Source organism: Microbispora sp. CSR-4, from assembly GCF_008033685.1.
Lineage (GTDB): Bacteria > Actinomycetota > Actinomycetes > Streptosporangiales > Streptosporangiaceae > Microbispora.
Genome location: NZ_VJVX01000012.1, coordinates 34470 through 57599 on the forward strand (window position 1 = coordinate 34470; position 23130 = coordinate 57599).

The 23130-nt window shown below is 72.2% G+C and carries 20 protein-coding genes and 2 pseudogenes; 15 read left to right on the forward strand and 7 right to left on the reverse strand.

From position 1 onward, the window contains the following. Positions 1 to 22 precede the first annotated feature (22 nt). The gene (locus tag FLV34_RS12095) at positions 23 to 541 is read right to left on the reverse strand and encodes a hypothetical protein (RefSeq protein WP_147943103.1); all 519 of its coding nucleotides are present in this window, start codon (positions 539 to 541) and stop codon (positions 23 to 25) included. Between the two features lie 47 nt (positions 542 to 588). Then, positions 589 to 2958 carry a helicase C-terminal domain-containing protein gene (locus FLV34_RS12100; protein ID WP_147943104.1) on the reverse strand — a complete coding sequence of 790 codons (2370 nt, stop codon included), beginning with the start codon at positions 2956 to 2958 and terminating at the stop codon, positions 589 to 591. Between the two features lie 196 nt (positions 2959 to 3154). Between FLV34_RS12100 and FLV34_RS12105 the strand changes: the two genes are divergently transcribed. Continuing rightward, positions 3155 to 3553 (forward strand): cold-shock protein, encoded by a 399-nt coding sequence (locus FLV34_RS12105; RefSeq protein WP_142650926.1) that lies wholly within the window; start codon positions 3155 to 3157, stop codon positions 3551 to 3553. Between the two features lie 167 nt (positions 3554 to 3720). On the opposite strand, the gene FLV34_RS12110 is transcribed toward FLV34_RS12105, so the two are convergent. Beyond that, a complete protein-coding gene (locus tag FLV34_RS12110; protein ID WP_261985747.1) occupies positions 3721 to 4950 on the reverse strand; it encodes an MFS transporter in 1230 nt (409 codons plus the stop codon). A gap of 137 nt (positions 4951 to 5087) precedes the next feature. Between FLV34_RS12110 and FLV34_RS12115 the strand changes: the two genes are divergently transcribed. The 3 genes from FLV34_RS12115 (at position 5088) to FLV34_RS12125 (ending at position 9467) form a co-directional block, all read left to right on the forward strand. Next, a complete protein-coding gene (locus FLV34_RS12115) occupies positions 5088 to 5885 on the forward strand; it encodes a DUF3027 domain-containing protein (RefSeq protein WP_142650928.1) in 798 nt (265 codons plus the stop codon). Positions 5886 to 5887: 2 nt separating this feature from the next. Continuing rightward, a complete protein-coding gene (locus FLV34_RS12120) occupies positions 5888 to 8833 on the forward strand; it encodes a sacsin N-terminal ATP-binding-like domain-containing protein (RefSeq protein ID WP_142650929.1) in 2946 nt (981 codons plus the stop codon). A gap of 133 nt (positions 8834 to 8966) precedes the next feature. Beyond that, positions 8967 to 9467: a TetR/AcrR family transcriptional regulator C-terminal domain-containing protein gene (locus FLV34_RS12125; RefSeq protein ID WP_222709477.1), complete on the forward strand. Its 501-nt coding sequence runs from the start codon at positions 8967 to 8969 to the stop codon at positions 9465 to 9467. A gap of 12 nt (positions 9468 to 9479) precedes the next feature. Here FLV34_RS12125 and FLV34_RS12130 read toward each other — a convergent pair whose 3' ends face one another. Continuing rightward, the gene (locus tag FLV34_RS12130; protein ID WP_147943107.1) at positions 9480 to 9737 is read right to left on the reverse strand and encodes a DUF2530 domain-containing protein; all 258 of its coding nucleotides are present in this window, start codon (positions 9735 to 9737) and stop codon (positions 9480 to 9482) included. A gap of 136 nt (positions 9738 to 9873) precedes the next feature. On the opposite strand from FLV34_RS12130, the gene FLV34_RS12135 reads away from it, so the two are divergent. The 6 genes and pseudogenes from FLV34_RS12135 to thpR all read left to right on the forward strand — a co-directional run bounded on the left by FLV34_RS12135 (position 9874) and on the right by thpR (position 14883). Next, complete coding sequence (locus FLV34_RS12135) at positions 9874 to 11337, forward strand: NCS2 family permease (protein ID WP_261985748.1); 1464 nt, start codon at positions 9874 to 9876, stop codon at positions 11335 to 11337. A 173-nt stretch (positions 11338 to 11510) separates the two neighbouring features. Next, positions 11511 to 11777: pseudogene (locus tag FLV34_RS12140) on the forward strand (helix-turn-helix transcriptional regulator); the annotation flags it as partial. A 163-nt stretch (positions 11778 to 11940) separates the two neighbouring features. Further along, on the forward strand, positions 11941 to 12366 hold the full coding sequence (locus FLV34_RS12145; protein ID WP_142650933.1) for a VOC family protein: 426 nt from the start codon (positions 11941 to 11943) through the stop codon (positions 12364 to 12366). A 282-nt stretch (positions 12367 to 12648) separates the two neighbouring features. After that, entirely contained in the window at positions 12649 to 13092 is a 444-nt protein-coding gene (locus FLV34_RS12150) for a MarR family winged helix-turn-helix transcriptional regulator (RefSeq protein WP_142650934.1), read from the forward strand. 5 nt (positions 13093 to 13097) lie between these two features. After that, positions 13098 to 14351, forward strand: a complete 1254-nt coding sequence (locus FLV34_RS12155; protein WP_142650935.1) for an MFS transporter — start codon at positions 13098 to 13100, stop codon at positions 14349 to 14351. Then, entirely contained in the window at positions 14314 to 14883 is a 570-nt protein-coding gene (gene thpR, locus FLV34_RS12160; RefSeq protein ID WP_147943109.1) for an RNA 2',3'-cyclic phosphodiesterase, read from the forward strand. The genes FLV34_RS12155 and thpR overlap by 38 nt, the downstream gene beginning before the upstream one ends. A 122-nt stretch (positions 14884 to 15005) precedes the next feature. On the opposite strand, the gene FLV34_RS12165 is transcribed toward thpR, so the two are convergent. After that, positions 15006 to 15974 carry an aldo/keto reductase gene (locus FLV34_RS12165; protein WP_147943110.1) on the reverse strand — a complete coding sequence of 323 codons (969 nt, stop codon included), beginning with the start codon at positions 15972 to 15974 and terminating at the stop codon, positions 15006 to 15008. 50 nt (positions 15975 to 16024) lie between these two features. Continuing rightward, positions 16025 to 16594, reverse strand: a complete 570-nt coding sequence (locus FLV34_RS12170) for a PadR family transcriptional regulator (RefSeq protein WP_147943111.1) — start codon at positions 16592 to 16594, stop codon at positions 16025 to 16027. A gap of 55 nt (positions 16595 to 16649) precedes the next feature. Between FLV34_RS12170 and FLV34_RS12175 the strand changes: the two genes are divergently transcribed. From FLV34_RS12175 to FLV34_RS12190, 4 genes are all read left to right on the forward strand, one after another. Further along, entirely contained in the window at positions 16650 to 17822 is a 1173-nt protein-coding gene (locus FLV34_RS12175) for an NAD(P)/FAD-dependent oxidoreductase (RefSeq protein WP_142650938.1), read from the forward strand. Between the two features lie 37 nt (positions 17823 to 17859). Continuing rightward, positions 17860 to 18441 (forward strand): TetR/AcrR family transcriptional regulator, encoded by a 582-nt coding sequence (locus FLV34_RS12180; protein ID WP_147943112.1) that lies wholly within the window; start codon positions 17860 to 17862, stop codon positions 18439 to 18441. Positions 18442 to 18512: 71 nt separating this feature from the next. Further along, on the forward strand, positions 18513 to 19868 hold the full coding sequence (locus FLV34_RS12185; RefSeq protein ID WP_261985749.1) for an MFS transporter: 1356 nt from the start codon (positions 18513 to 18515) through the stop codon (positions 19866 to 19868). A gap of 72 nt (positions 19869 to 19940) precedes the next feature. Next, a complete protein-coding gene (locus FLV34_RS12190) occupies positions 19941 to 20693 on the forward strand; it encodes an SDR family NAD(P)-dependent oxidoreductase (RefSeq protein ID WP_147943114.1) in 753 nt (250 codons plus the stop codon). 241 nt (positions 20694 to 20934) lie between these two features. Here the strand turns inward: FLV34_RS12190 and FLV34_RS12195 are convergent. Next, a pseudogene (locus tag FLV34_RS12195) lies at positions 20935 to 21882 on the reverse strand (helix-turn-helix transcriptional regulator); the annotation flags it as partial. A gap of 62 nt (positions 21883 to 21944) precedes the next feature. On the opposite strand from FLV34_RS12195, the gene FLV34_RS12200 reads away from it, so the two are divergent. Further along, the gene (locus tag FLV34_RS12200; RefSeq protein WP_142650943.1) at positions 21945 to 23090 is read left to right on the forward strand and encodes an epoxide hydrolase family protein; all 1146 of its coding nucleotides are present in this window, start codon (positions 21945 to 21947) and stop codon (positions 23088 to 23090) included. Positions 23091 to 23130: the final 40 nt, after the last annotated feature.

The window sequence follows — 23130 nt, forward strand, 5'->3', positions numbered from 1 at the left end:
GAATCAGTCCCGGTCGCGGGAATCAGTCGTCGAGGTAGCCGTTGATCCCGGCCCAGATGAGCGCGCCGATCCCGATCGCGAACAGGGCGGCGTTGATGCCGATGGAGATCCACGTCCACTTGAGCAGCTTGCGGGACTGGTCCGGCTCGGTGTCCACCTTGCCGAGCGCGACCCCGGACAGGATCGCCCCGGCGATGCCGCCGAGAGTGAAGTAGCAGCTCAGCGCCAGCACGATGCTGACGACGAGGGCCACGATCGCGTGCGTGCGCGGGCCCTGCTGCCGGGGAGGGTAGTAGCCGTAGCCGTACGGCTGCTGCCCGTACTGCCCGTACTGCCCGTACTGCCCGTACTGGCCATACTGCCCGTACTGCTGCCCGTACTGCTGGTTGGGGTCGGGTCCGGGCGGCGGGCCGTACGGGCCGTACTGCTGTTGTCCGTAGGGGGGCTGTCCGTAGGGGGTGGAGCCGGACTGCGGTCCATAGGGGTTGGACGGCGTCCGCCAATCCTGGGGCCCCTGCCCCGGCTGCTCCGGAGTCGTCATCCTGAGATCCTTTACTACGGGGGACCTCAAGATTTACCACGGATGTGTCATCGGCCGATCTCGGCGATGCCGGTGATGCGGTGCAGGGCGAAGCGGTGGACGGTCGCCCGGGTCTCGTCGTACGCGGTGAGGTAGCCGCCCTCCATCCGGGCCGGTTCGAGGATGCGGCTGGTGGCGTGTCCCTGCGAGTCGAGGTAGCCGATCCACACCCGCGTCCCCTGCCGGATGGCGTCCTGGAGCGCGCTGATCGTGGCGGTCGCGGGGGAGCGGGGCACCTGGCCCTCGGGCGCCTCCACGGGCCGCCGCCGCGAGTCCCCCGCCCGCATCGCCCGTACGGCCGCGGCGACCACCTCGGGGTCGGGGGCGGTGTTCGCGGTCACCCGGGCGGCGGGCTGCCCCTCGGTCCGCCGGGCGTCGGCCCGCGCGACGACGACGTCGCCCTCCAGCGACTCGGCCACCGGCGCGTATCCCATCGCCCGCAGCGAGTCGACCAGCGCGGCCCTGGACGTCTTGGACGCCAGCACGGTCGGCGCGAGCCGCCGCAGCCGCAGCAGGTGGGCCCGCTTGTCGGCGAGCACCTCGTCGAGCAGGGCCGGGTCGTCGCACCGGATGTACGCCGACGCCGTGCCGACCCGGATCCGACCGTGGCGGCGGGCCACATCGGTGACCAGGTAGCGCAGCGGCTGCGGCACCGGGGTGGCCGAGTGGCGTTCCAGCACGGTGAGCAGGTCGTCGGCCGAGTGCCCCGCGTCGAGCGCCCGGCGCACCGACTGCTCGGAGAAGCGGTAGACCGTCGCGCCGCCCTTGCTCTCCACATCGGCCATGAGCGCGAGCCTGCGGCCGAGGTCGGTGGTCAGCGGGCCGGGCGCCACGGCGGTGAGGTCGGCCTGCAGCAGCACGTGGTCGACCGCCTCGGGCAGCAGCGGGCCGAGCAGGTCGGCCGTCGTGCCGTCGCCCCGGGCCACGGCGCGGCCGTGTGAGGACGGCACGCCGAGCCCGGTCACGCCGATGTGCTCGGCCTCGCGCAGGGCGAAGCGTACGAGCCGGTCGCGCAGCGCGGGGCGACGGCGGGGCTGCTCCCAGGCGAGCCGGGCCAGCACCGACTCGGGCGTCGGTGCGAGGCCGGGCGGCGCCGCCTCCAGCACGGCGAGCGTGCGCGCCCGCGTCTGGGCCGCCCCCGGCCTGCGGAGATCGGGGTGGAGGGCGTTCATGGGACGGTCGCGGTCGTCCCGTTCGCCGATCAGCCCGGGGGCGCGCTCCATCGCGGCCCACGCGTCGGCGAGCACGGCCCAGCGGTCCTCGGTGGCCTTGATCCGCCAGCCGTCGTAGCCGCCCGTCGGCAGCCATTCCCCCTCGCCCGCCGCGACCAGCCCGGCCGCGTGCGCGACCTCGACCACCAGCCCGGCCGCCCACTCCGGCAGGTCGAGAAGCTGGGCCGTACGCCTGAGGTCGCGGATGGCGAGGCCGCCCGTGCGCAGCACGCCCGGCGGGTCGACGCTCCACACCTCGCACAGCTCCTCGACCATGCGCACGAACGTGAACGCCTGCCCGGCGGCCGTGCGGTCGGCCAGGTCCTGGTCGCGTACGGACCCCTCCAGGGCGGGCGGGCCGGGGGACAGGTCGCGGTGCACCCTGCCGTCGCGCAGCACGAGGGCGACCTCGCGGGGGAGCGCGACGGTCTCCTCGCCGGTCGCGCCGAGCAGGCCCCGGGCCAGCAGTTGCTCGATGGGCGACTGGGCGTTCGCGGCGTCCACTTCGCGGCGGGCGTTGGGCAGCCGTCCGCTCGCCGGGCCCCAGACGAGCTCGTTCAGGGCCGTCTGCGCCTGCGGGGAGACCTCGCCGACGAGCCGCGCGACCGTCGCGGGATCGGCCAGCAGCGCCGCGAGCCGTTCCCTGGCCGGCCGTTCGCCGTCCGCCCGCCCGTCCTCGTACGCCGGGTCGATGTCCCGCAGAAGCACGTCGAGCCGTTCGGGCGGGTGGTGGCGGAACACCTCGGCGGCCGGCGGTCCCAGGGAGGCCGGGGGTTCGAGCGCCTCGGCCACGCCCGGCGCGGGCAGCAGCGCGTCGGCGGCGCCGTAGACCAGGGCGCGCGTGGTCAGCACGCCGAGCGCGGCGTCGAGGGCGGACCCGAGGGTCTCGTCGTCGTGATCGGCGGGAACGGCGCGGCGGAGCAGGGAAAGCAACGTCTCGCGATCGGCGGGACCGGGCCGCAGGGCCAGCGTCTCCAGGACGGCGAGCGTGAACCGGTCAAGCCGGTCCAGCGCCCGGCCGATGGCCGAGGGGCTGGAGGCGCGGGCGGCCAGGCCGTCGATGTGCGCGGGGACGGGCGTCACGAGTTCGGGCCGCGCCGCCACGAGCGCCCGCAGCAGCTCGTCGGAACGGCCGCGAAGCCACTCGGCGAAGTCCGTGCCCGTCATTCTCTCCATGGTAGGGCTCGGCCTTCGTCCGGCCGCCGGAGCGCCCGTGTGGCAGGGGTTTGCGCACTCGCCGGGAAGATCGACAAGAATCTCGTCACGGGACGCTTCATTGGCCTTCGAGTGGGTCCATGGGGCCGGTCTCTGGGCATAACCTACCTACAGTCACCTTCACGACAGTCTGAACGAGGTCACCCCTGTGCCGAGTGGCAAGGTCAAGTGGTACGACGCCGACAAGGGTTTCGGCTTCCTCACCCGCGACGACGGCGGTGAGGTCTTCGTGCATTCCTCCGCCCTGCCCAAGGGGGTCGAGGCGCTCAAGCCCGGACAGAAGGTCGAGTTCGGTGTCGCCGAGAGCCGCCGCGGTCAGCAGGCGCTCTCGGTGCGGGTGATCGACCAGCCCCCGACGCTGGCCAAGACCGCCAAGGCCAAGGCGAAGCGGAAGAAGCCCGACGAGATGGTCGTGATCGTCGAGGATCTGATCAAGCTTCTCGACGACATCTCGAACTCCTACCAGCGGGGCAAGCACCCGGACGCGGCGCACGCCAAGAAGATCGCCACAGTCCTGCGCGCCGTCGCCGACGACCTCGACGCCTGACCGGTCCCCTCACCGGCCGCGTCCGTTCCCGCCGCCCGGCCAACCCCTGGGCGGACGCGGGCCGTGGCGGGGTGCGGGGCCGCGTAGGCGGGCGTGGTGGCGCGAGTGGCCGATTCAAGGCGGCTGGTTCAAGGCGCTGGTCCACGTGGCCGGTTCAGGTGGCCGGTTCAGGTGGCCGTGGCGGTGCGGGCGGCGAGCCTGCGGCGGCGGAGGATGACGAGGCGGCCGAACGAGAGCGCGAGGGCGGCGGACATCACGCCGAGCCCGGCGGGACCGGCCACGAACAGCGACATCACCAGGCCCAGCAGGCCGCCGAGGACCCAGGCGATCTGGAGCAGCGTCTCGGCGACGCCGAACGCCGAGGAGCGCACCTCCTCGCCGATCTCGCGCTGCACGATGGCGTCGAACGCGAGCTTGCCGAGGCCCTGGGCGAACGCGCCCACGAGGGCCACGGCGGCGGCGGTCCACACGTCGAAGAAGAAGGCCGCGGCGACGGTGGCGACCGTGGCCAGCGCGAGCGTGGCCATGACGGTCAGGTGCGGAGATCGGGATCGCGACCAGGAGCCGGCGGCGGCCCCGGCCAGGCCGCCCGCGCCCGCGGCGGCGGCCAGCAGCGCCAGCGCGGCCTTTGGATCCACGCCGCGCAGGTGGCCGTCCTGGACGAGGAACAGCAGGAAGAACACGAGGAAGCCCGACTGCACCCGGATCGCGGCGTTGGCCCCCATGGCCTCGCCCACCACCGGGCCCAGGCTGAGCACGGTGCGCCAGCGGGGGCGCGGCCCGGCCTCCTCCAGGTCGGGCGCGTCCACGTGCCGCGGCAGCCGTACGGCGAACGCCCCGGACAGCAGGAACAGCGGCACGGCGACGCGCAGCACCCAGTCGGCCCCGGCCACGGCGGACAGGCCGGCGGCGACACCGGCGCCGGCGCCGGCCGACACCAGCGCGAACAGCGCGACCCTGGCGTTGGCCGTCACCAACGGGATGTCGGCGGGCAGCACGCTCGGCATGACCGCCGCCCGTGACACGTTGTAGGCCTTCGAGAGGACGAGCACGGCGAGCGCCGAAGGAAACAGCGTGACCGTGTCGGAGGCGTGGACGGCGCCTGCCATCCCCCAGCACAGCAGGCCGCGCGCGAGCAGGGTGCCGGCCATGATGTAGCGGCGGCCCGATCGGAGCCGGTCGAGCACCGGCCCGACGAAGGGCGCCACCACCGCGAACGGCAGCATGGTGATCAGCAGATATGCCGCGACCTGGCCGCGGGCCTGGCCGACCGGCAGCCCGAACAGCAGCGCCCCGGCGAGGGCCACGGTGACCAGAGCGTCCCCGGCGGAATGGGCGGCGGTCACCTCGATGAGGTGGCCGAGACCGGTGCGCCCGGCTCCCTGGGCGTGCGTCAACCGGCGCGTCGCACGCGCCGGTGCCCTCACAACACGCGTAACTTTCGCCCAAATCTTCACCATAGGCACCGAGGGTCCTTCCATGTTTTGCCCATCGAGCCGGTGCGGTCCGCTCGCGGCGTGGGTGAAAATGGAGTGTGAGTCGTACCCGAATCCGTAGCACTCCAGTCGACCAGGCCTGTGCGGCGGCGGTCGACCTCGCCCGCCGGGCCGCCGAAGACATCGCGCGCCCCGGGGAGGTGGGAGAGCACCTGGGCTTCGACAACGAGGGCGACCGGGTCGTCACCCATTACTTCGAGTGCCTCGACCGCGCCTACCACGGCTGGCGCTGGGCGATCACCGTCACCCGCGCCTCCCGCGCCCGTGTGGTGACCGTGAGCGAGACCGTGCTGCTGCCCGGCTCGGGCGCGCTGCTCGCTCCCCGCTGGGTGCCGTGGAACGAGCGCCTGCGCCCGGGTGACCTGGGCGTGGGCGACCTGTTGCCCGCCGAGGCCGACGACGACCGGCTCGTGCCCGGGTTCGCCTCCGCCGACGAGGACATCGACAAGCAGATGCTCTTCGAGCTCGGGCTTGGACGCGCCCGCGTCCTGTCCGTGCTCGGCCGTGACCTCGCCGCGCGACGCTGGCGCGCCGGTGAGGCCGGACCGCACACCCCGATCGCGCACGCCGCCCCGGCGCAATGCTCCACCTGCGGCTTCTACTGGCCGCTCGCCGGAGCGCTGGGCCTCGGCTTCGGCGTCTGCGCCAACGAGTACGCGCCGGACGACGGCCGCGTGGTGTCCGCCGACCACGGCTGCGGGGCGCACTCCGAGGCGACCACCGTGCCCTCGATGGTCATGGATCCGGCGCCGCCGATCCTGGACGACATGGGATATGACCTCATCGAGTCGGGCTCCGTGGACGAGGCCGGCTCCGAACCCCTGGGCCACGCCTGATCATGTTCGATACCGCGCGCCTGCGTGACACCGTTCTCGCGGCCTGGACGGCCTCGCCTGCCCGCTTCCGCGAGGACGCCAACGCCGAGGAGGACTTCGCCCTCGGCGGCTACCGCGACCGGCTGGTCGTGGAGCTCGCCCAGAACGCCGCCGACGCCGCGCTGCGGGCCGGCGTGCCGGGCCGCCTGCGGCTGACGCTCGCCGACGGCGTGCTGCTGGCCGCCAACGTCGGCGCGCCGCTCGACCAGACCGGCGTCGAGGGCCTGTGCACCCTGCGCGTCTCGGGCAAGAAGGACGAGGTGGGCGCGGCCGGCCGCTTCGGCGTCGGCTTCGCGGCCGTGGTGTCGGTCACCGACGCGCCCTCGATCGCCTCCCGGCTGCCCTCGGGCGAGGCCCACGGGGTGCGCTGGTCCCGCGAGGAGACCGCCGCGCTGGTCGCCGCCCGGCCGCAGCTCGCGGCCGAGCTGGAGGGCCGAGAGGGGCACGTCCCGCTGCTGCGGCTGCCGTTCTCCGACGACTCCCTTGAGGTCCCCGAGGGCTTCGACACGCTCGTACGGCTCCCGCTGCGCGACGAGGCCGCCGAGCAGGCCGTACGGCGGATGCTCGAAGAGGCGGGGCCCGCGCTGCCGCTGTCGATGCCGGCGCTGGAGGCCGTCGAGATCGAGGTGGACGGGCAGGTCCGCACGATCTCGGCCGAGGGCTGGCACGTGGTCACCGAGTCGGGCACGTTCACCCCGGATCAGGTGGCCGAGCTGTTCGCCGACCGGCCGACCGAGGAGCGGGCCCGGCCCTACTGGGAGGTCCGCTGGGCCGTCCCCGGTGGCCGCCGCGGCGACGTCCCCAGGGTCGTGCACGCGCCGACGCCGAGCGACGAGCCGCTCGACCTGCCCGCGCTGCTGATCGCGTCGTTCCCGATGACCACCGACCGGCGGCACGTCGCCCCCGGGCCGCTCACCGACTTCCTGGTCGCCAGGGCCGCCGAGGCGTACGTACGGCTGCTGGGGGAGCTTCCGGCGACCCCGGACCTGCTCGGCCTCGTGCCCGGCCTGATGGGCAAGGGCGCGCTCGACGCGGCGATCAGGCGGGAGATCGTCAGGGCGCTGCCGGACACGCCGCTGCTGCCGACGATCTCCGAGGGCGTCGTGCCGGGCAGCCAGGCGCGGGCGGTCGAGGGGCAGGCCGAGTTCCTGGAGAAGATCGCCGGCATCGTGCCCGGGCTGCTGCCATCGGGCTGGTCCTCCCGGCACCCGGCCCTGACCACGCTCGGCGTGCGCCGGGTCGAGCTGGCCGACGTCGTCGACATGCTGTCGGGCGAGGCAGTGGAGGACAAGGACCCGGCGTGGTGGCGGTCGCTCTACGACGTGCTGCCCGCCGACGACCCGGAGGCGATCGGCGCGATCGCCGTGCCGCTGGCCGACGGCCGCCTGGTGCGCGGCCCGCGCGGCACGCTCGTGCTGTCACAGGAATCGGGAACTTTCGACCCTGCTCTGCTCGCGCCGCTGGGGCTGCGGATCGTCCACCCGGACGCCGCGCACCCGCTGCTGCTGCGGCTGGGCGCGGCCGAGGCGACCCCGCGTACGGTCCTGGAGGACCCGCTCACCCACGCGGCCGTGGCCGAGTCGCTGCACAGCGCCGACCCCGAGCCGGTGGCCCAGGCCGTGCTGGCCCTGGTCGACGCGGCGGGCCTGACCGCGGGGGAGGCCCCCTGGCTGGCAGAGCTGGCGCTGCGCGGCGCCGACGGCGAGCTCTACGCGGCGGGCGAGCTGCTGCTGGCCGAGGGCTCGCTGGCCGGTCTGATCGACCCCGAGGTGCCGTTCGGCGTCGCCGCCCCCGACCTGGTGGAGAAGTTCGGCCCGCACGTGCTGGCGGCGGCCGGGGTGCTCGACGGCTTCGCCGTGGTCAACGACTCCGACGTGCTGCTCGACCCTGCCGAGTGCGACCACGATCTCGACCTCGAAGACGAGTGGCTGGAGGCCGTGCTCGACCTGCTGCCCGATCTCGACGTGCCGCCGGTGGTCCGGGAGTTCACCGCCGTACGCGACCTGGAATACGTCGCCGACTGGCAGAACGCCCTCGCGTTGCTGTCGCGGCCCCCGCTGCGCGCCGCCCTGCGGCCCATGCGGGTGCTCGCCGCGGGGGAGACCGTCGAGGTGCCGTCCTACACGGCCTGGTGGCTGTCGCGGCACGAGGTGCTCGCCGGGCGCAGGCCGACGGAGCTGCGGCTCCCGACGGGCGACCCGCTGCTGTTCGGCCTGTACGGCGAGGCGCCCGCGGGGATCGACGACGACGCGCTGAAGATGATCGGCGTCCGGTCCACGCTCGCCGACCTGCTCGACTCGCACGGCGGCCCGGAAGAGCTGCTCGACCTGCTGGCCGACTCGTCCCTTGAGGTCGACCGGGCCCAGCTGCGGTCGCTGTGGATCGCGCTGGCGGCCGTCGATCCCGACCGGGTGAGCCCGCCCGAGGCCGTACGGGCCGTGCTGAAGGGCACGGTCACGGTCGCGGACGTCGAGGACGGCCCGGTCGTGGTGGAGGCGCCCGACCTGCTCGCCCTGGTGGAGGACCGGCCGCTCGTGCTCGCGCCGTTCGACCTCGCCGAGGCGCTGTCGGAGGTGCTCGACCTGCCGCTCGCCGGTGAGGTGGTCACCGGAGCGGTCACCTCGGCCGGGACCGAGAAGCCCGTGCCGCCCGAGGTGCGCTCGTTGCTGCCCGGCGCCCCCGCGACGTACGTCGAGCACGACGAGCTGCTCGTGGACGGCAGGCCGGTGCCGTGGCGGTTCTTCGAGGGCGCGGTGCACGCGACCGGCGTGGACGGCCTGGCCAGGGGTCTCGCCTGGGCGGCCGGCCAGTGGGGCGACCGCCTCGCCGTGGCGGCGCTCCTGCGCGACCCCGCCCGGGTGCCCCTGCTGCTCGCCGAGGCCGACCTCGACCCCACGGCCTCGCTGTAGCCCACTGCCCGTCGGGAGCGCCGTGGGGTCTCAGCGCAGGGCAGGCAGGTCGTAGTCGGGCAGGTCGATGCTCGACGCCTTGGCGAACTGCGCCGCGATCAGGTTCCGCATCGGCCGGCGCGTCATGGCGCGCATGGAGGCGGTCTTCGGGCGGATGCGGTTTCCCGAGGAGCCGCCCCGGCACTGGCGGAGCAGGATCGAGCTGGCCGCCCGGATGCTGTGGGCGACGTTCCGGCGGCACCCGTGGCTCGCACCGGCCATGTCCGTGACACGACCGCAGCTCATCCCCAGCGCGCTGCCGTCCATGAAATGGGTGCTCGGCGCTCTCGACGGTCACGGCCTCGACGCCGTGACGATGCTCACCGCCTACATCACCGTGTTCAACCACATCCGGGGCACCGCGATCAACCTGGAGTTCGAGGCGGAGGCCGAGGCGCTGACCGGGCTCGACGCCGACGCCTGGATGGACGCCCGCAAGTCGGCGTTCGACGCGATCACGGCGGGGGGGGGGCTGCCGCTGTTCGAGCGCCTCCAGGCGGCCGGAGGATACGACTTCGACATGGACGCCCTGTTCGAGTTCGGCCTGCAGCGGCTTCTCGACGGCATCGCGACGCTCCTCGCCGGAGCGCGCTGAGAGGGGCCGCGGTCAGCGGCGGGGTTCCGGGTCGCCGGTTTCGGCGGCGGGGACGGGCTCGCGCAGGCGGGCGTCGCGGCGGCGGATGTAGAGGACCCCGAACACGCCGAGGCCGATCCCGGCGACGCAGACCCAGACCGGCCGTGGATCGGCCGGCCTGACCACGAGCAGCACGACGACCAGGGCGATCGCCCACAGGGCCGTCCCGACCAGGATCGTGAGGGTGTCCCTCGTCCTGAGAGGCTTGGGGTCCGGCCGGCGCTCGCTCACGCCAGCCAGCTTAGAAGGTCATGGCAGCATGCCGGTATCTTCATGACAAACCCGTCACGAAAAGACAACGCTGCCCCCCTGGCTCTTTCCGTGGATGGTAAGGGCCTGCGACTCTGCGCGCGTGAATGCGAACCCCATGAACACGTCTGGCTTTCTCGATCGGTACTTCTCCATCTCAGCGCGTGGTTCGTCCGTCGGACAGGAGGTCCGCGGCGGCTTCGCCACCTTCTTCACGATGGCCTACATCGTGGTGCTCAACCCGCTCATCATCGGCACCGTCGCCGACAAGACGGGCCAGTTCCTCGGTGACGGGCGGAACCCCAACATCGCGCTGGTCGCCGCGGCCACGGCGTTCGTCGCGGGCATCCTCACGATCATCATGGGCGTCTTCGGCCGGGTGCCGTTCGCCCTGGCCACCGGCCTTGGACTGAACGCCTTCCTCGCCTTCGGCATCGCCAGCCAGATGTCGTGGGAGGACGCGATGGGCCTGGTCGTGCTTGAGGGCATCGTCATCGCGATCCTCGTGGTGACGGGCTTCCGGGTGGCGGTGTTCCACGCGATCCCCGCCCAGCTCAAGACGGCGATCAGCGTCGGCATCGGCCTGTTCATCGCGCTGATCGGGTTCGTCGACGCCGGGTTCGTACGGCGCATGCCCGACGCGAGCAACACCACGGTCCCGGTCAAGCTCGGCGCGCTGGGCAACGGCTCGCTGACCGGGTGGCCCACGCTCGTCTTCGTCGTCGGCCTGCTCGTGACTGCCTTCCTCGTCGCCCGCAGGGTCAAGGGCGCCATCCTGCTCGGCATCGTCGGCACGACCGTGCTCGCCATGATCGTCGAGGCGATCGGCAAGATCGGGCCGCAGACCCCGGACGGGAGCAACCCCAACGGGTGGTCGCTGAACGTGCCCGCGTGGCCGAAGAACTTCATCGAGCTGCCCGACCTGTCGCTGCTCGGCCAGTTCAGCCTGTTCGGGAGCTTCGCCAAGATCGGCGGCCTGGCGGCCGTGATGTTCGTCTTCACCCTCATGCTCGCCGACTTCTTCGACACGATGGGCACGATCGTCGGCGTGGGCCGCCAGGCCAACCTGGTGCAGGAGGACGGGACCGTCGAGCGCACCAAGGAGATCCTGCTCGTCGACTCCCTCGCGGCCGCGGCCGGCGGCGCGGCCAGCGTGTCGTCCAACACCACCTACATCGAGTCGGCGGCCGGCGTCGGCGAGGGCGCGCGCACCGGTCTGGCGAGCATCGTCACCGGCGTGCTGTTCCTCCTGGCCATGTTCTTCGCCCCGCTGACGGAGATCGTGCCGTTCGAGGCGGCGACCCCGGCTCTCGTGGTCGTCGGCTTCCTGATGATGACCCAGGTCAAGGAGATCGACTTCAGCGACTTCGAGACCGCGATCCCCGCGTTCCTGACCATCGTGCTCATGCCGTTCACGTACTCGATCACCGCCGGGATCGGTGCGGGCTTCGTGAGCTACATCGTCATCAAGGTGCTCCGCGGCAAGGCGCGCGAGCTCCACCCGCTGATGTGGGTCGTGGGCGCGCTGTTCGTCGTGTATTTCGCGCTGGAGCCCATCAAGAGCCTGCTCGGCCTGGGCTGATCCGCGCGGTACGGAGGCCGCCGTGGCGACGTCGCGGCGGCCTTCGCCTGTCCCAGGGCCCTGGCGTGCGGGAATCTGTCGGTGGGGCCGAATAGGGTCGTGACGTGGCCGTGAGGGGACAGCGGGTGGTGCCGGCGGAGTTGCTGCCGCGACTGCGCCTGGCCAGAGACCGCATGGACCGCGACTACCGGAGCGAGCTCGATCTCGACGGGCTCGCCGCCGTCGCCGGGGTCTCCAAGTTCTACTTCGTCCGCTGCTTCGAGGCGGCGTACGGCGAGACGCCGATGCGCTACCTCACCAGGCGGCGGCTGGAGCGCGCCCAGGACCTGCTGCGTTTCGCCAACCTGACCGTGACCGAGGTCTGCATGTCCGTCGGGTTCAGCAGCCTGGGCTCGTTCTCGGCCAAGTTCCGCCGGATGGTGGGGGAGAGCCCGAGCGAATACCGCGACCGGTGGGCGGCGCGCGGCGCGCGGCGGCCCCCGCGTCCCCGGGTGTTACCTGTTCATGAACGGCGTGCTCGACCTGCGTGGTGCGCCCAAGCGCGACGACGATTGTGCAATTTCGGAGAAGCCCAGGTCAGAGGGGTCGCAGTAGCGTCGCCACATGATTCGGAACGTCTCCTTGATCACGCTTTACTGCCGCGACCAGGACGAGGCCCGCGACTTCTACGTGGACGTCCTCGGCTTCGTCTCCAACACCGACATCCAGATGGACGGGTTCCGCTGGGTCACCATCAACCACCCGGACCACCCGGAGCTGGAAATCACGCTGATGAAGCCGGGGCCGCCGCTCGACGACGAGGGCGCCGACTTCTACCGCAGGCAGCTCGACAAGGGGCAGGCCGGCGGCCTGGGGCTGCGCGTGGACGACTGCCGCAAGACCTGTCAGGAGCTCGCGGCCAAGGGCGTGACGATCCTCCAGGAGCCCTCCGACCGGCCGTACGGGGTGGAGGCGGTCATCCGCGACAACCAGGGCAACTGGCTCGTCCTGGTCGAGCCCAGGGAGTTCACGCCGGAGGACTTCGCCTGACGCGAGGCGCATACGAGGCCCGGTCCCCATGCGGGGGCCGGGCCTCGGTCGTTCACGGGCAGATGACCACCGCCCCACGGTGCGCACGGCTCCCGATCGTGCGCGGCTCGTGATCGGGTGCGCGGCTCCGGATCGTGGTGCGAGGCGACGGAGGTCGCCGACCCGGACCGCGCCGGTACGGTGTGTCGCGATCGGCGTGCAGCGTCACAAAATTTGCCCGGATAGTCGGACGAGTTGGAGGAATACGGACATGCGTCATATAGTTAGCAAAGGTAATGAGTCATGCTAACGAACGCCCAGAACTTGCGCAGCGACGCCGCTCTCGCGTCGGCCCTGCGCGTGTCCCTCGCCCGGCTGACGCGACGGATGCGCAAGCAGGCCGCGCACCACTCACTGACGCCTACACAGCTCGCGACGCTCGTCGCCGTCGAGCGCCACACCTCAATGACCCCCGGCGAGCTCGCGGAGCACGAGAAGGTGCAGCCGCCCTCGGTGACCCGCGTGATCGCGAAGCTGGAGGCCAGGGGTCTGCTGGAGCGCAAACCTCATCCGACCGATCGCCGGCAGGTGACGGTCAGCGTGACGCCGCAGGGAGCGGCGCTGCTGAAGGAGGAACGCCGCACCAAGGAAGCCTGGCTGGCGCAGCGGCTCAAGGACCTGACTCCGGAGGAGAGGGCGACGCTGCGAGCGGCGGCGCCGATCCTGGAGAAGCTGTCCACGATGTAGGCGGCATGTTCCGCTCCCTGCGGACCTACAACTACCGCCTGTTCGCCTCCGGCGGCGTGATCTCCAACGTCGGCACCTGGATGCAGCGAACCGCCCAGGACTGGCTGGTCCTCGACCTCGCGCACGGCCGCGGCTCGGCGCTCGGCGTCACCGTGGCGCTGCAGTTCCTGCCGACGATGCTGTTCGGCATGTTCGGCGGGGTGATCGCGGACCGCTACCCCAAGCGCCGGATCCTCATCGTGGCCCAGACGCTCATGGGCCTGCTGGCGCTCACCATGGGCGTCCTGGTCATCACGGGCACCGCCCAGGTCTGGCACGTGTACGCCATGGCGTTCACGCTCGGCCTGGTGTCCTGTGTCGAGGTGCCCACACGGCAGTCGTTCGTGGTCGAGATGGTGGGCCGGCGCGACCTGCCGAACGCCATCGCGCTGAACAGCTCGACCTTCAACCTCGCCCGGGTCGTCGGCCCGGCGGTGGCCGGTCTGCTGATCTCCTGGATGGGCACCGGCCCGATCTTCGTGCTGAACGCCGTGTCGTTCGCCGCGGTCATCTCGGGGCTCGCGCTCATGCGGACGTCCGAGCTGCGCTCGCCGGAGCCCGTGCCGCGCGGCAAGGGCCAGTTGCGCGAGGGCCTGCGCTACGTCGGCGGCCGGCCCGACCTGCTGCTGCCGCTGCTGCTCGTGGCGTTCATGGCGATCTTCGCCCAGAGCTTCTCGACCAGCATCGCGCTGATGGCCAAGCAGGCGTTCGGCGCGGGCGCGTCCTCGTTCGGCGTGGCGTCCAGCGCGTTCGCCGTCGGGGCGTTCGGCGGGGCGCTGCTGGCCGCGCGCCGGGTCAAGCCGAGCCGCAGGTTCCTGATCGCCGGGGCGCTGTGCTTCGGGCTGTTCCAGGTCGTCGCCGGGCTCGCCCCCGTGTATGCGGCGTTCCTGCTGATGCTCGTCCCCGCGGGCATGGCGATGATCACGGTCAACACGACCGCGAACACGATGGTGCAGCTCGGCGCCTCCCCCGAGATGCGCGGCCGGGTCATGGGCATCTACGTGCTGGTCTTCACCGGGGGAGCGCCGATCGGGGCGCCGCTGGTGGGCTGGCTCTCCGAACTGGCCGGTCCCCGGGCCTCGGTCGTGGCCGCCGGCCTGCTGAGCATGTGCGGCGTCTGCCTGGCCGTACTGGTGACCCGGATGGTCGCGGCTCGCGTGGCGCGCAGGGAAGAATCGGCACGTGAGCAGATTGTTCGTGGCGCTGCTGCCGCCGCCTGAGGCGCTGGCGGAGCTCTCCACGGCGGTCGAGACCGTACGTGCCGAGTGGTCGGAGCTGCGCTGGGTCGATCCCGCGCTGTGGCACGTGACCATGGCCTTCTTGGGCGAGGTGCCCGACGAGGTGCTGCCCGAGCTGAGCGCGCGGCTGGCCCGCGCGGCCGCCCGCTATTCCCCCGAGACGGTGTCGTTCGGCGGCGCAGGGGCCTTCCCCTCGGCCTCCCGGGGACGCATCTTCTGGGTCGGTCTGAAGGCCGGGCCGGCGCTGACCAGGCTCGCCGGGTCGGTCGCGGCCGGCGCCCGGCGGGCCGGGGCGGCGGAGACGGACCGCAAGCGGTTCCATCCCCACCTCACCCTGGCCCGTTCCCGGACCCGGTCACGCCACGGCGACGACCTGCGCCCCCTGGTCGGCGCCCTGGGCGCCTTCGGCGGGCGGCGCTGGGAGGTGTCGTCGGTGCACCTCGTACGCAGCCACACCGGCGCGACTGTGCGGTATGAGCAGGTCGAGGCGTACCCATTGGCCGTCCGCGACTAGGCTCCATGGCGTGGATCGTCCTCGTCGCTGGTTGCTGCCCACGGTGCTCGCGCTGCTCGTGTTCATCGTGATCGTCGGCGCGCTGCTCAACAGCGCCTGATCTGCGATCACCGGTGCCTGGGCTACCAGGCGTACTCCTCCGGGGCGGTCTTGAAGCCGGGGAAGATCTCGTCGAGCCGGGCGAGCGCCTTGTCGTCCAGCTTGATCTCCAGCGCCCGGACCGTGCCGTCGAGCTGCTCGACCGTGCGGGGGCCGATGATCGGCGCGGTGACCGCCCGCTGGTGCAGCAGCCACGCCAGCCCGACGTTGGCCGGGTCCTCGCCGAGCTCGTCGCAGAACGCCTCGTACTGCTCGATCTTGCCGCGGTGCTTGTCGAGCTGGGCCGCGATCTGGTCGGATGCCGAGCGGCCCTTGTCGATCTTGCGCAGGATGCCGCCGAGCAGGCCGCCCGCCAGCGGGCTCCACGGGATCAGGCCGAGGCCGTAGTCCTCGCAGGCCGGGATGACCTCGAGCTCGGGCGCGCGGACGAGCAGGTTGTAGTGGGACTGCTCGCTGACCAGGCCGAGGGTGTTGCGGCGGCGGGCCGCCTCCTGGGCCTTGGCGATGTGCCAGCCGGCGAAGTTCGACGAGCCGACGTACAGGATCTTGCCCTGCTGCTTGAGGATGTCCATGGCCTCCCAGAACTCCTCGAACGGGGTGTCCCGGTCGATGTGGTGGGCCTGGTAGACATCGATGTAGTCGGTCTGCATCCGGCGCAGCGAGGCCTCCGCCGCCCGACGGATGTTCAGCGCGGACAGCTTCTCCTCGTTCGGCCAGTCGCCCATCGAGCCGTAGAGCTTGGTGGCGATGACCGTACGCTCACGACGGCCGCCGCCCTTGGCGAACCAGCGGCCGATGATGTTCTCGGTGATCCCCTCGCCCTTCTTCCAGCCATAGACGTTGGCCGTGTCGAAGAAGTTGATCCCGAGCTCGTGGGCGCGATCCATGATCGCGAAGGAGTCCTCCTCCGTGGTCAGCGGACCGAAGTTCATCGTCCCCAGGCAGAGCTTGCTGACCAGCAGGCCGGTGCGGCCAAGGTGTCCGTATTCCATGGCCTCCACCCTAGGTGCCTGGAGTGGACTCCAGGCCAGCCCGGCACGCCCTAGATCTTGAAGTCCCAGGTGAGGCGGCCCTCGCTCAGGTCGGCGGCGAGGCCGCGTACGAACTCCAGCTCCGTGGCGATCTGGGCCCGCTGAAACTCGGTCTCCACGAGGAAGAGGCGGGGCACGGAGGGCAGGTTGTCGGTCATCTCGGTGTCGAGCGCGGACAGCCGGGCCTCCAGTGCGGTGATGCGTTGCCGCAGCGCCGCCAGCGCCTCCTCCGGCGTCAGCACGGGCAGGAAGGCGAGCGCGGCGGGAAACTCGGGGAACTCCCTGGCCGGGGTGGACAGCATGGTCCGCATCCACTGCTTGAGCGTCTCGCGGCCCGTCTCGGTGGCCTCGTAGACCGTGCGTTCCGGCCGGTTCTCCTCGCGGGTGGTCTCGCGGATCGCCAGCAGCCCGTCGCGGAGCAGGCGCTCGATCGTCTGGTAGACGCTGTTGCGCTGCGCGACGTTGACCACGTCGTCCTGGTGCCGTTCCTTGATCAGCTGCTGCATCCGATAGGCGTGCATCGGCGACTCGCAGACCAGGGCGAGCACGGCCGTGGCCAGAGGGGAGCGCCGCGTCGACATGCGCCCAATCATAGGGGCCTTGTCGGCGATTAGTCATAATATGTATAGTCATCTCATGACCAAGAGAGCACTGATCATCGGCGGCGGGATCGCGGGTCCCGTCACGGCCATGGCGCTGCAACGCGCCGGAATCGACAGCGAGGTCTTCGAGGCCTATGACCGGGGAGCCGAGGGCGTCGGCGCCTTCCTCACGCTCGCGGTGAACGGCCTGGAGGCCCTGCGCCTGCTCGATCTCCGCGACCTCGTCGGCGACCTCGGCATGGACACGCCGGTCATGGAGATCCGCAACGCGCGCGGCAGGCTGCTGGCGACCACGAGCCAGCCGAGCCGCACGCTCCGGCGCGCCGACCTCTACCAGGCGCTGCGCGACGAGGCCGTACGGCGGGGCGTGCGGATCCACTACGGCAAGCGGCTCGCCGACGCCTCGGCCACCCCGGACGGCGTGCGGGCGGTCTTCGCGGACGGCACCGGGGCGGAGGGCGACCTGCTGGTGGGGGCCGACGGGCTGCGCTCGCGCACCCGCACCCTGATCGACCCCAACGCGCCCCGCGCGCGTTATGTCGGGCTGCTGAACACCGGTGGTTATGCGAAGGGGGTGCGGGTGCCGGGCAGGCCGGGAGTCTGCAACTTCATCTTCGGCAGGCGGTGCTTCTTCGGATACTTGATCCATCCGGAGGGGGACGTGTGGTGGTTCGCCAACCCGCCGAGCCGCAGGGAGATGACCCCCGAGGAGCTCGCGGCGATCACGCCCGAGCGGTGGCGGGCACGGCTCATGGACCTGTTCGAGGGCGACACCGGGCCGATGCGGGAGATCATCGCGGCGACCCCGCACATCCTGCCCGGCTGGAGCACCTATGACTTCCCGAGGGTGCCGAAGTGGTCCGGCGAGCGCATGATCCTCGTCGGGGACGCCGCCCACGCCACCTCGCCGTCCTCCGGGCAGGGCGCGTCGATGGCCATCGAGGACGCCGTGGTGCTCGGTAAGTGCCTGCGCGACGTGCCGGACCTCGCGGGGGCGTTCGCCGCCTTCGAACGGCTGCGGCGCGACCGGGTCGAGCGTGTCGTGGCGCAGGGCAAGCGCAACGGGAACGGCAAGGCGCCGGGCGCCGGCGGGGCCTTCGTCCGCGACCTGATCCTTCCCGTGGTCATGCGGCAGGTGGAGAAGCGCAACGCGCTGGCCTGGATGCACGACTACCGGATCACCTGGGACGATCCGGTCGCGGCTTAATTGACCGATCGTTCTCAATTGGTCTAAGGTCGGGGACATGGCGAGGACCAAGGAGTTCGACCCCGACGTCGTGCTGGAGCGGGCGCTGGATCTGTTCTGGCGGCGCGGCTACGAGGCCACCTCGATGGCCGACCTGGTCGAGCACCTCGGCATCGGCCGGGCCAGCCTCTACGCCACCTTCGGCGGCAAGCACGACCTGTACATGAAGGCGCTGGAGCGCTACGCGCAGACGTGCGATCCCAACCCCATCGAGCTGCTGTCGCAGCCCGGCCCCGCTCTGCCGGCCGTACGGACGCTGGTCGAGCGTTACACCGAGGGCTCGATCCGCGACCGCGAACGGCGCGGCTGCATGATCGTGAACGCGGCGACCGAGCTCCTCCCACGCGACGAGCCGGTCGCCCGGCTTGTCGAGGCCAACTGGACGGGCCTGGAGACGGCGCTGACCTCGGCTCTCATCCGCGCCCGCGCCCAGGGGGAGATCTCCGCCGAGTCCGACCCCCGGGCGCTGGCGCGCTTCATGCTCGTCTTCCTGCAAGGGCTGCGGGTGATGGGCAAGGGGCACGGCGACCCCGCCCGCCTCCGCGACGCCGCAGCACAGGCACTCGCGATGCTCCGCTGATCTCTCCCGGGAAGCCGTCTCCCGAAGCCGTCTCGCAAAGGAAGGGGAGGGCGTTTTTCATGCCCTCATTCTTGACCGATCGATCCAGAAACAGGGTGGCGTTCGCCGTGCTCGGCGGGGCGCAGGTCACGCTCGTCGCGGCGATCACACTTCTGACCGTGCCGCTGCCGGCCATCCAGCGGGAGTTCGGCCTCGGCCAGGGGGATCTGGCACTGCTGACCTCGGCGTACGGGCTGACCTTCGGCGGGCTGCTGCTCCTCGGGGGCAGGCTCGCCGACAGGTGGGGCGCCCGGGAGATGTTCCTCGCCGGGATGGCCCTGCTCGCGCTGGCCTCGGCGGCGGGCGGGCTGGCCCCGGGCAACGCGGTCCTGCTCGCCGCGCGCTTCGCGCAGGGAGCGGGTGCCGCGATGGCCGCCCCTGCGGCCGTCTCGCTGGTCACGCGGCTGCGCCCGGAGGGCAGGGAGCGCGAGCGCGCCCTGGCGGTGTGGGGCACCCTGTCGGTCACCGGGGCGGTCGCGGGCAGCCTGCTGTCCGGCCTCGTCGCCGCCGTGGCCTCGTGGCGCTGGTCGTTCCTCCTGCCCGCCGCCGTCGGCGTCGCGGCCGTGGCCGCCGGGATCGCCCTGCTGCCGCCCGTGCCGCGTACGGCGGCCCGCCTCGACGTGCCCGGCGCGCTGCTCGCCACGGCCGGGCTGATCGCGTTCGCGTACGGCCTGCTGGAGGGGGAGACGGCCGTCGTCGTCGCCGGCCTGGTGCTGACGGCGGGCTTCGTCGCACTCCAGGCGCGGACGCCCCGGCCGCTGCTGCCGCTCCGGCTGGTGGCGCATCCCCGCAGGGGCGCCGCCCTGCTCGTCGTCTTCCTCACGGCGGCCGCCAGCGCGACGACCACGTTCCTGCTCAGTCTCTACATGCAGCAGGTGCGCGGGCTGTCGCCGATCGCGACGAGCCTGGCCTTCCTGCCCTTCCTCCTGGTCGTGGTCATGGGCCCGGTGAGCGGCCGCCTGCTGCGCCGCCTCGGCGTACGGCATGTGCTGGTCGCCGGGCTGCTGCTCGCGGCGGTGTCGATGCTGCTGCTCGGCCGTGTCGCGTCCGGGGGGACCGTGCTCGCCGGGCTGCTGGTCTTCCCGGTCGCGTCGGGGCTGGCCTTCTCCGGCGCCACCGTGGCGGCCCTCGACGGCGTTCGGGCGGAGGACGCCGGGGCGGCCGGGGGACTGGTCAACACCGCCATGGAGGCGGGCCCGACGGTGGGCCTCGCCGCGCTCGTGGCACTCGCCGCCGCCCGCGCGGGAGCCGTACCCGCGGGCGGTGCCCGGGCCATGACGGAGGGCTACGGGTTCGCCCTCACCGCCATGGCACCGGCCTTCCTACTCGCGGCGGCGACGGTCGCCGTCGCGTTCGCCTGGACGAATCCGCAGCGGACGAATCCCTAGTGGACGAGTTCGTAGTGGACAAGTTCGCGGCGGACGAATTCCGGCAAATTCGCATGGACAAAGGAGCGACAGATGAGGTTCGCGGACAAGGTCGTGCTGGTCACCGGGGCGGGTTCCGGCGCCGGCCGGGCGATCGCCCAGGGGTTCGCCCGGGAGGGCGCCGTCGTCGTGGCGGCGGCCCGGGGAGGTGACGCGCTGGAGCAGACCGTCAAGCTCATCGAGGCCGAGGGCGGCCGTGCCGTCACGCGTACGGTGGACGTGACCGACTCGGCCGGCATGGCCGGGCTCGTCCAGGGAATCGTGGCGCACTTCGGCCGCCTGGACATCGCGGTCAACAACGCGGGGACGTTCGTCGCGGGCCCGGTGGCCGACCTGGCGGAGGACGACTGGGCACGGGTCATGGAGGTCAACGCGACCGGAATGTTCCTCGCGATGAAGCACGAGATCGCCGCGATGCGCGCGCAGGGCGCCGGTGTGATCGTCAACATCGGCTCGCGGGTCGGCGCGCACATGCGGGTGCCGGGGCTGGGCGCCTACGGCGCGTCGAAGGCCGTCGTCAGCGTCCTGACCCGTACGGCCGCGCTGGAGTGCATCAGGGACGGCATCCGGATCAACGCGATCAGCCCGGGGCCGCTGGACACGCCGATGTCGATGCGGCCGGGCGAGACCGAGGCGGATCGGGCGAACCGGCTGCAGAGGGAGCTGCCGATCGGCCGGGTCGGCACCATGGACGAGATCACCGGCACCGCGCTCTGGCTCGCCTCCGAGGACGCCGGATTCGCTGTCGGGCTCGACCTGGTGCTCGACGGCGGCGCCACGGCCTGACCTCGCAGCCTCAGCCCGGCTTTCCCGCCCGCGCCTGGCTCCAGCAGCCTGGCTCCAGCAGCCTGGCCCCTTCAGCCCGGCCCCGAGCGTCGGTTTGGCCCCGAGTCGCGGCCTGGGCCCGGCCGCCTCAGCCTGACCTCTTCGCCTCCGCCTCTACCTCCGCGTCGGCCTCTGCCGTCGGAGCCGCTGAGGCCGAGGCCGAGGCTGGGGCTGGAGCTGGGGCTGGGGCTGGGGCTGCGGCGGTCGCGCGGGCGTAGCGGGCGGTGAGGGCGCGCAGGTGCTCCACCAGCTCGGGCGGGCCGGTCACCTCGAAGTCGAGGTCGAGCAGGCCGAGGTGGACGGCGAGCGAGCCCACGGTGTCGGCCCCCGTCACGAGCACGCAGGTGCGGCCGTCGACGTCCTCCACGACGCCGACGGCCGGGTTGATCCGCGCGGCGACCACCTCGGCGGGGGCGTGGACGAGCGCCCGGGCGTGGTGCCGCCAGGCCGCCGCCGACACGCCGCGGGCGACGTACGCCGCCGCGCCGCCCTCCGGCGGGTCGCGGGGCGGGAAGCGCGGGCCGGTGGGCGTGCGCGGCGCGATCCGGTCCACCCGGAACGTGCGCCAGTCGTCACGGTCGAGGTCCCAGGCCACGAGGTACCACCGGCGGCCCCAGGACACCAGCCGATGGGGCTCGGCCTGCCGGACGCCGGTGGAGCCGTCGTGGCCGCGGTAGTCGAACCGCAGCCGCTCGCGGTCGCGGCAGGCCGCGGCGAGCGTGCTCAGCACGGCGGGATCCACGGCGGGACCCGGGCGGTCGGGCGGCACCGGCTCGGTGTACGTCTGCAAAGCGCTCACGCGGCGGCGCAGGCGGGCCGGCAGCACCTGTTCGAGCTTGGCGGCGGCGCGGTCGGCCGCCTCCTCGACGCCCGTCACACCGGCGGCGGCCCGCAGCCCGATCGCCACGGCCACCGCCTCCTCGTCGTCCAGGAGCAGGGGTGGCATCGCCGCCCCGGCGACCAGCCGATAGCCGCCGTCCGTGCCGCGGCTGGACTCCACCGGATAGCCGAGCTCGCGCAGCCGGTCGACGTCGCGGCGCACCGTCCGCTCGCTCACGCCGAGCCGGTCGGCCAGGATCGCGCCGGGCCAGTCACGTCTGGCCTGGAGCAACGACAGCAGGCGCAGCAGCCGCGCCGAGGTTTCCAGCATGTTCTCAGTCTGGCGGCACTTCCGGACGGAACCTGTCCGGAAGGGTCCGTAATGTCGGCCTCATGAGCGAGAACACGCAGATCACGCCGCCCATCAGGCCCTTCCGCATCGACGTCCCGCAGGCCGACCTCGACGACCTGAAGGACCGGCTCGGCCGGACCCGCTGGCCCGACGAGATCCCGGAAACCGGCTGGGAGTACGGCGTGCCGGTCGCGTACGTGAAGCGGCTGGCCGAGTATTGGCGGGACGGGTACGACTGGCGCGCCCACGAGGCCGAGATCAACCGATATCCGCAGTTCGTCACCGAGATCGACGGGCAGGACATTCACTTCCTGCACGTGCGGTCGCCGCACGAGGACGCCCTCCCGCTGATCCTCACCCACGGCTGGCCGGGCTCGATCGTGGAGTATCTCAAGGTCATCCAACCGCTGACGAACCCCGAGGACCCGGCGCAGGCGTTCCACCTGGTGATCCCGTCGCTGCCCGGCTTCGGCTTCTCAGGCCCGACGAGGGAGCGGGGCTGGAACCGGTTCCGTACGGCCCGGGCGTGGGCGGAGCTCATGCGCAGGCTCGGCTACGACCGGTATGGCGCGGTGGGCAACGACGGCGGCTCGTTCGTCTCGCCCGAGGTGGGGCGGGTGGACCCCGAGCACGTCGTCGGTGTCCATGTCACGCAGATCTTCTCCTTCCCCTCCGGCGACCCCGCCGAGATGGCGAACCTCACCGACGAGGAGCGGAAGGGCCTGGAGGTGCTGCAGTGGTTCTACGAGAACAAGATGTCGTTCAACATGGTCCACTCGCAGCAGCCGCAGACCCTGTCGTACGGGATCTTCGACTCGCCGGCCGGGCTGCTGGGCTGGAACGCCCAGTTGTTCGGTGAGGACGTCGACGACGACTTCATCCTGACCAACACGATGCTCTATTGGGTGACCGGCACCGCCACCTCGGCCACGCGGTTCTATTACGAGGACGCGCACGCCGAGCATCCCAAGGAGCCGACAACGGTCCCGCTCGGCCTGGCGATGTTCGAGGGCGACTTCGTGTCGATGCGCACCTTCGCCGAGCGCGATCACCGGAACATCGTTCACTGGCGGTCCTACGACGCGGGTGGTCACTACGCCGCCCACCTGCGGCCGGACGTGCTCTCCGCCGACCTGCGCGACTTCTACGCGGCCCTGCGGACCGGCCGCCCGCATACCCGTTCCTGACCGATCCCGGGACGACCAGGGGCATGTCGCCCGCCGCACG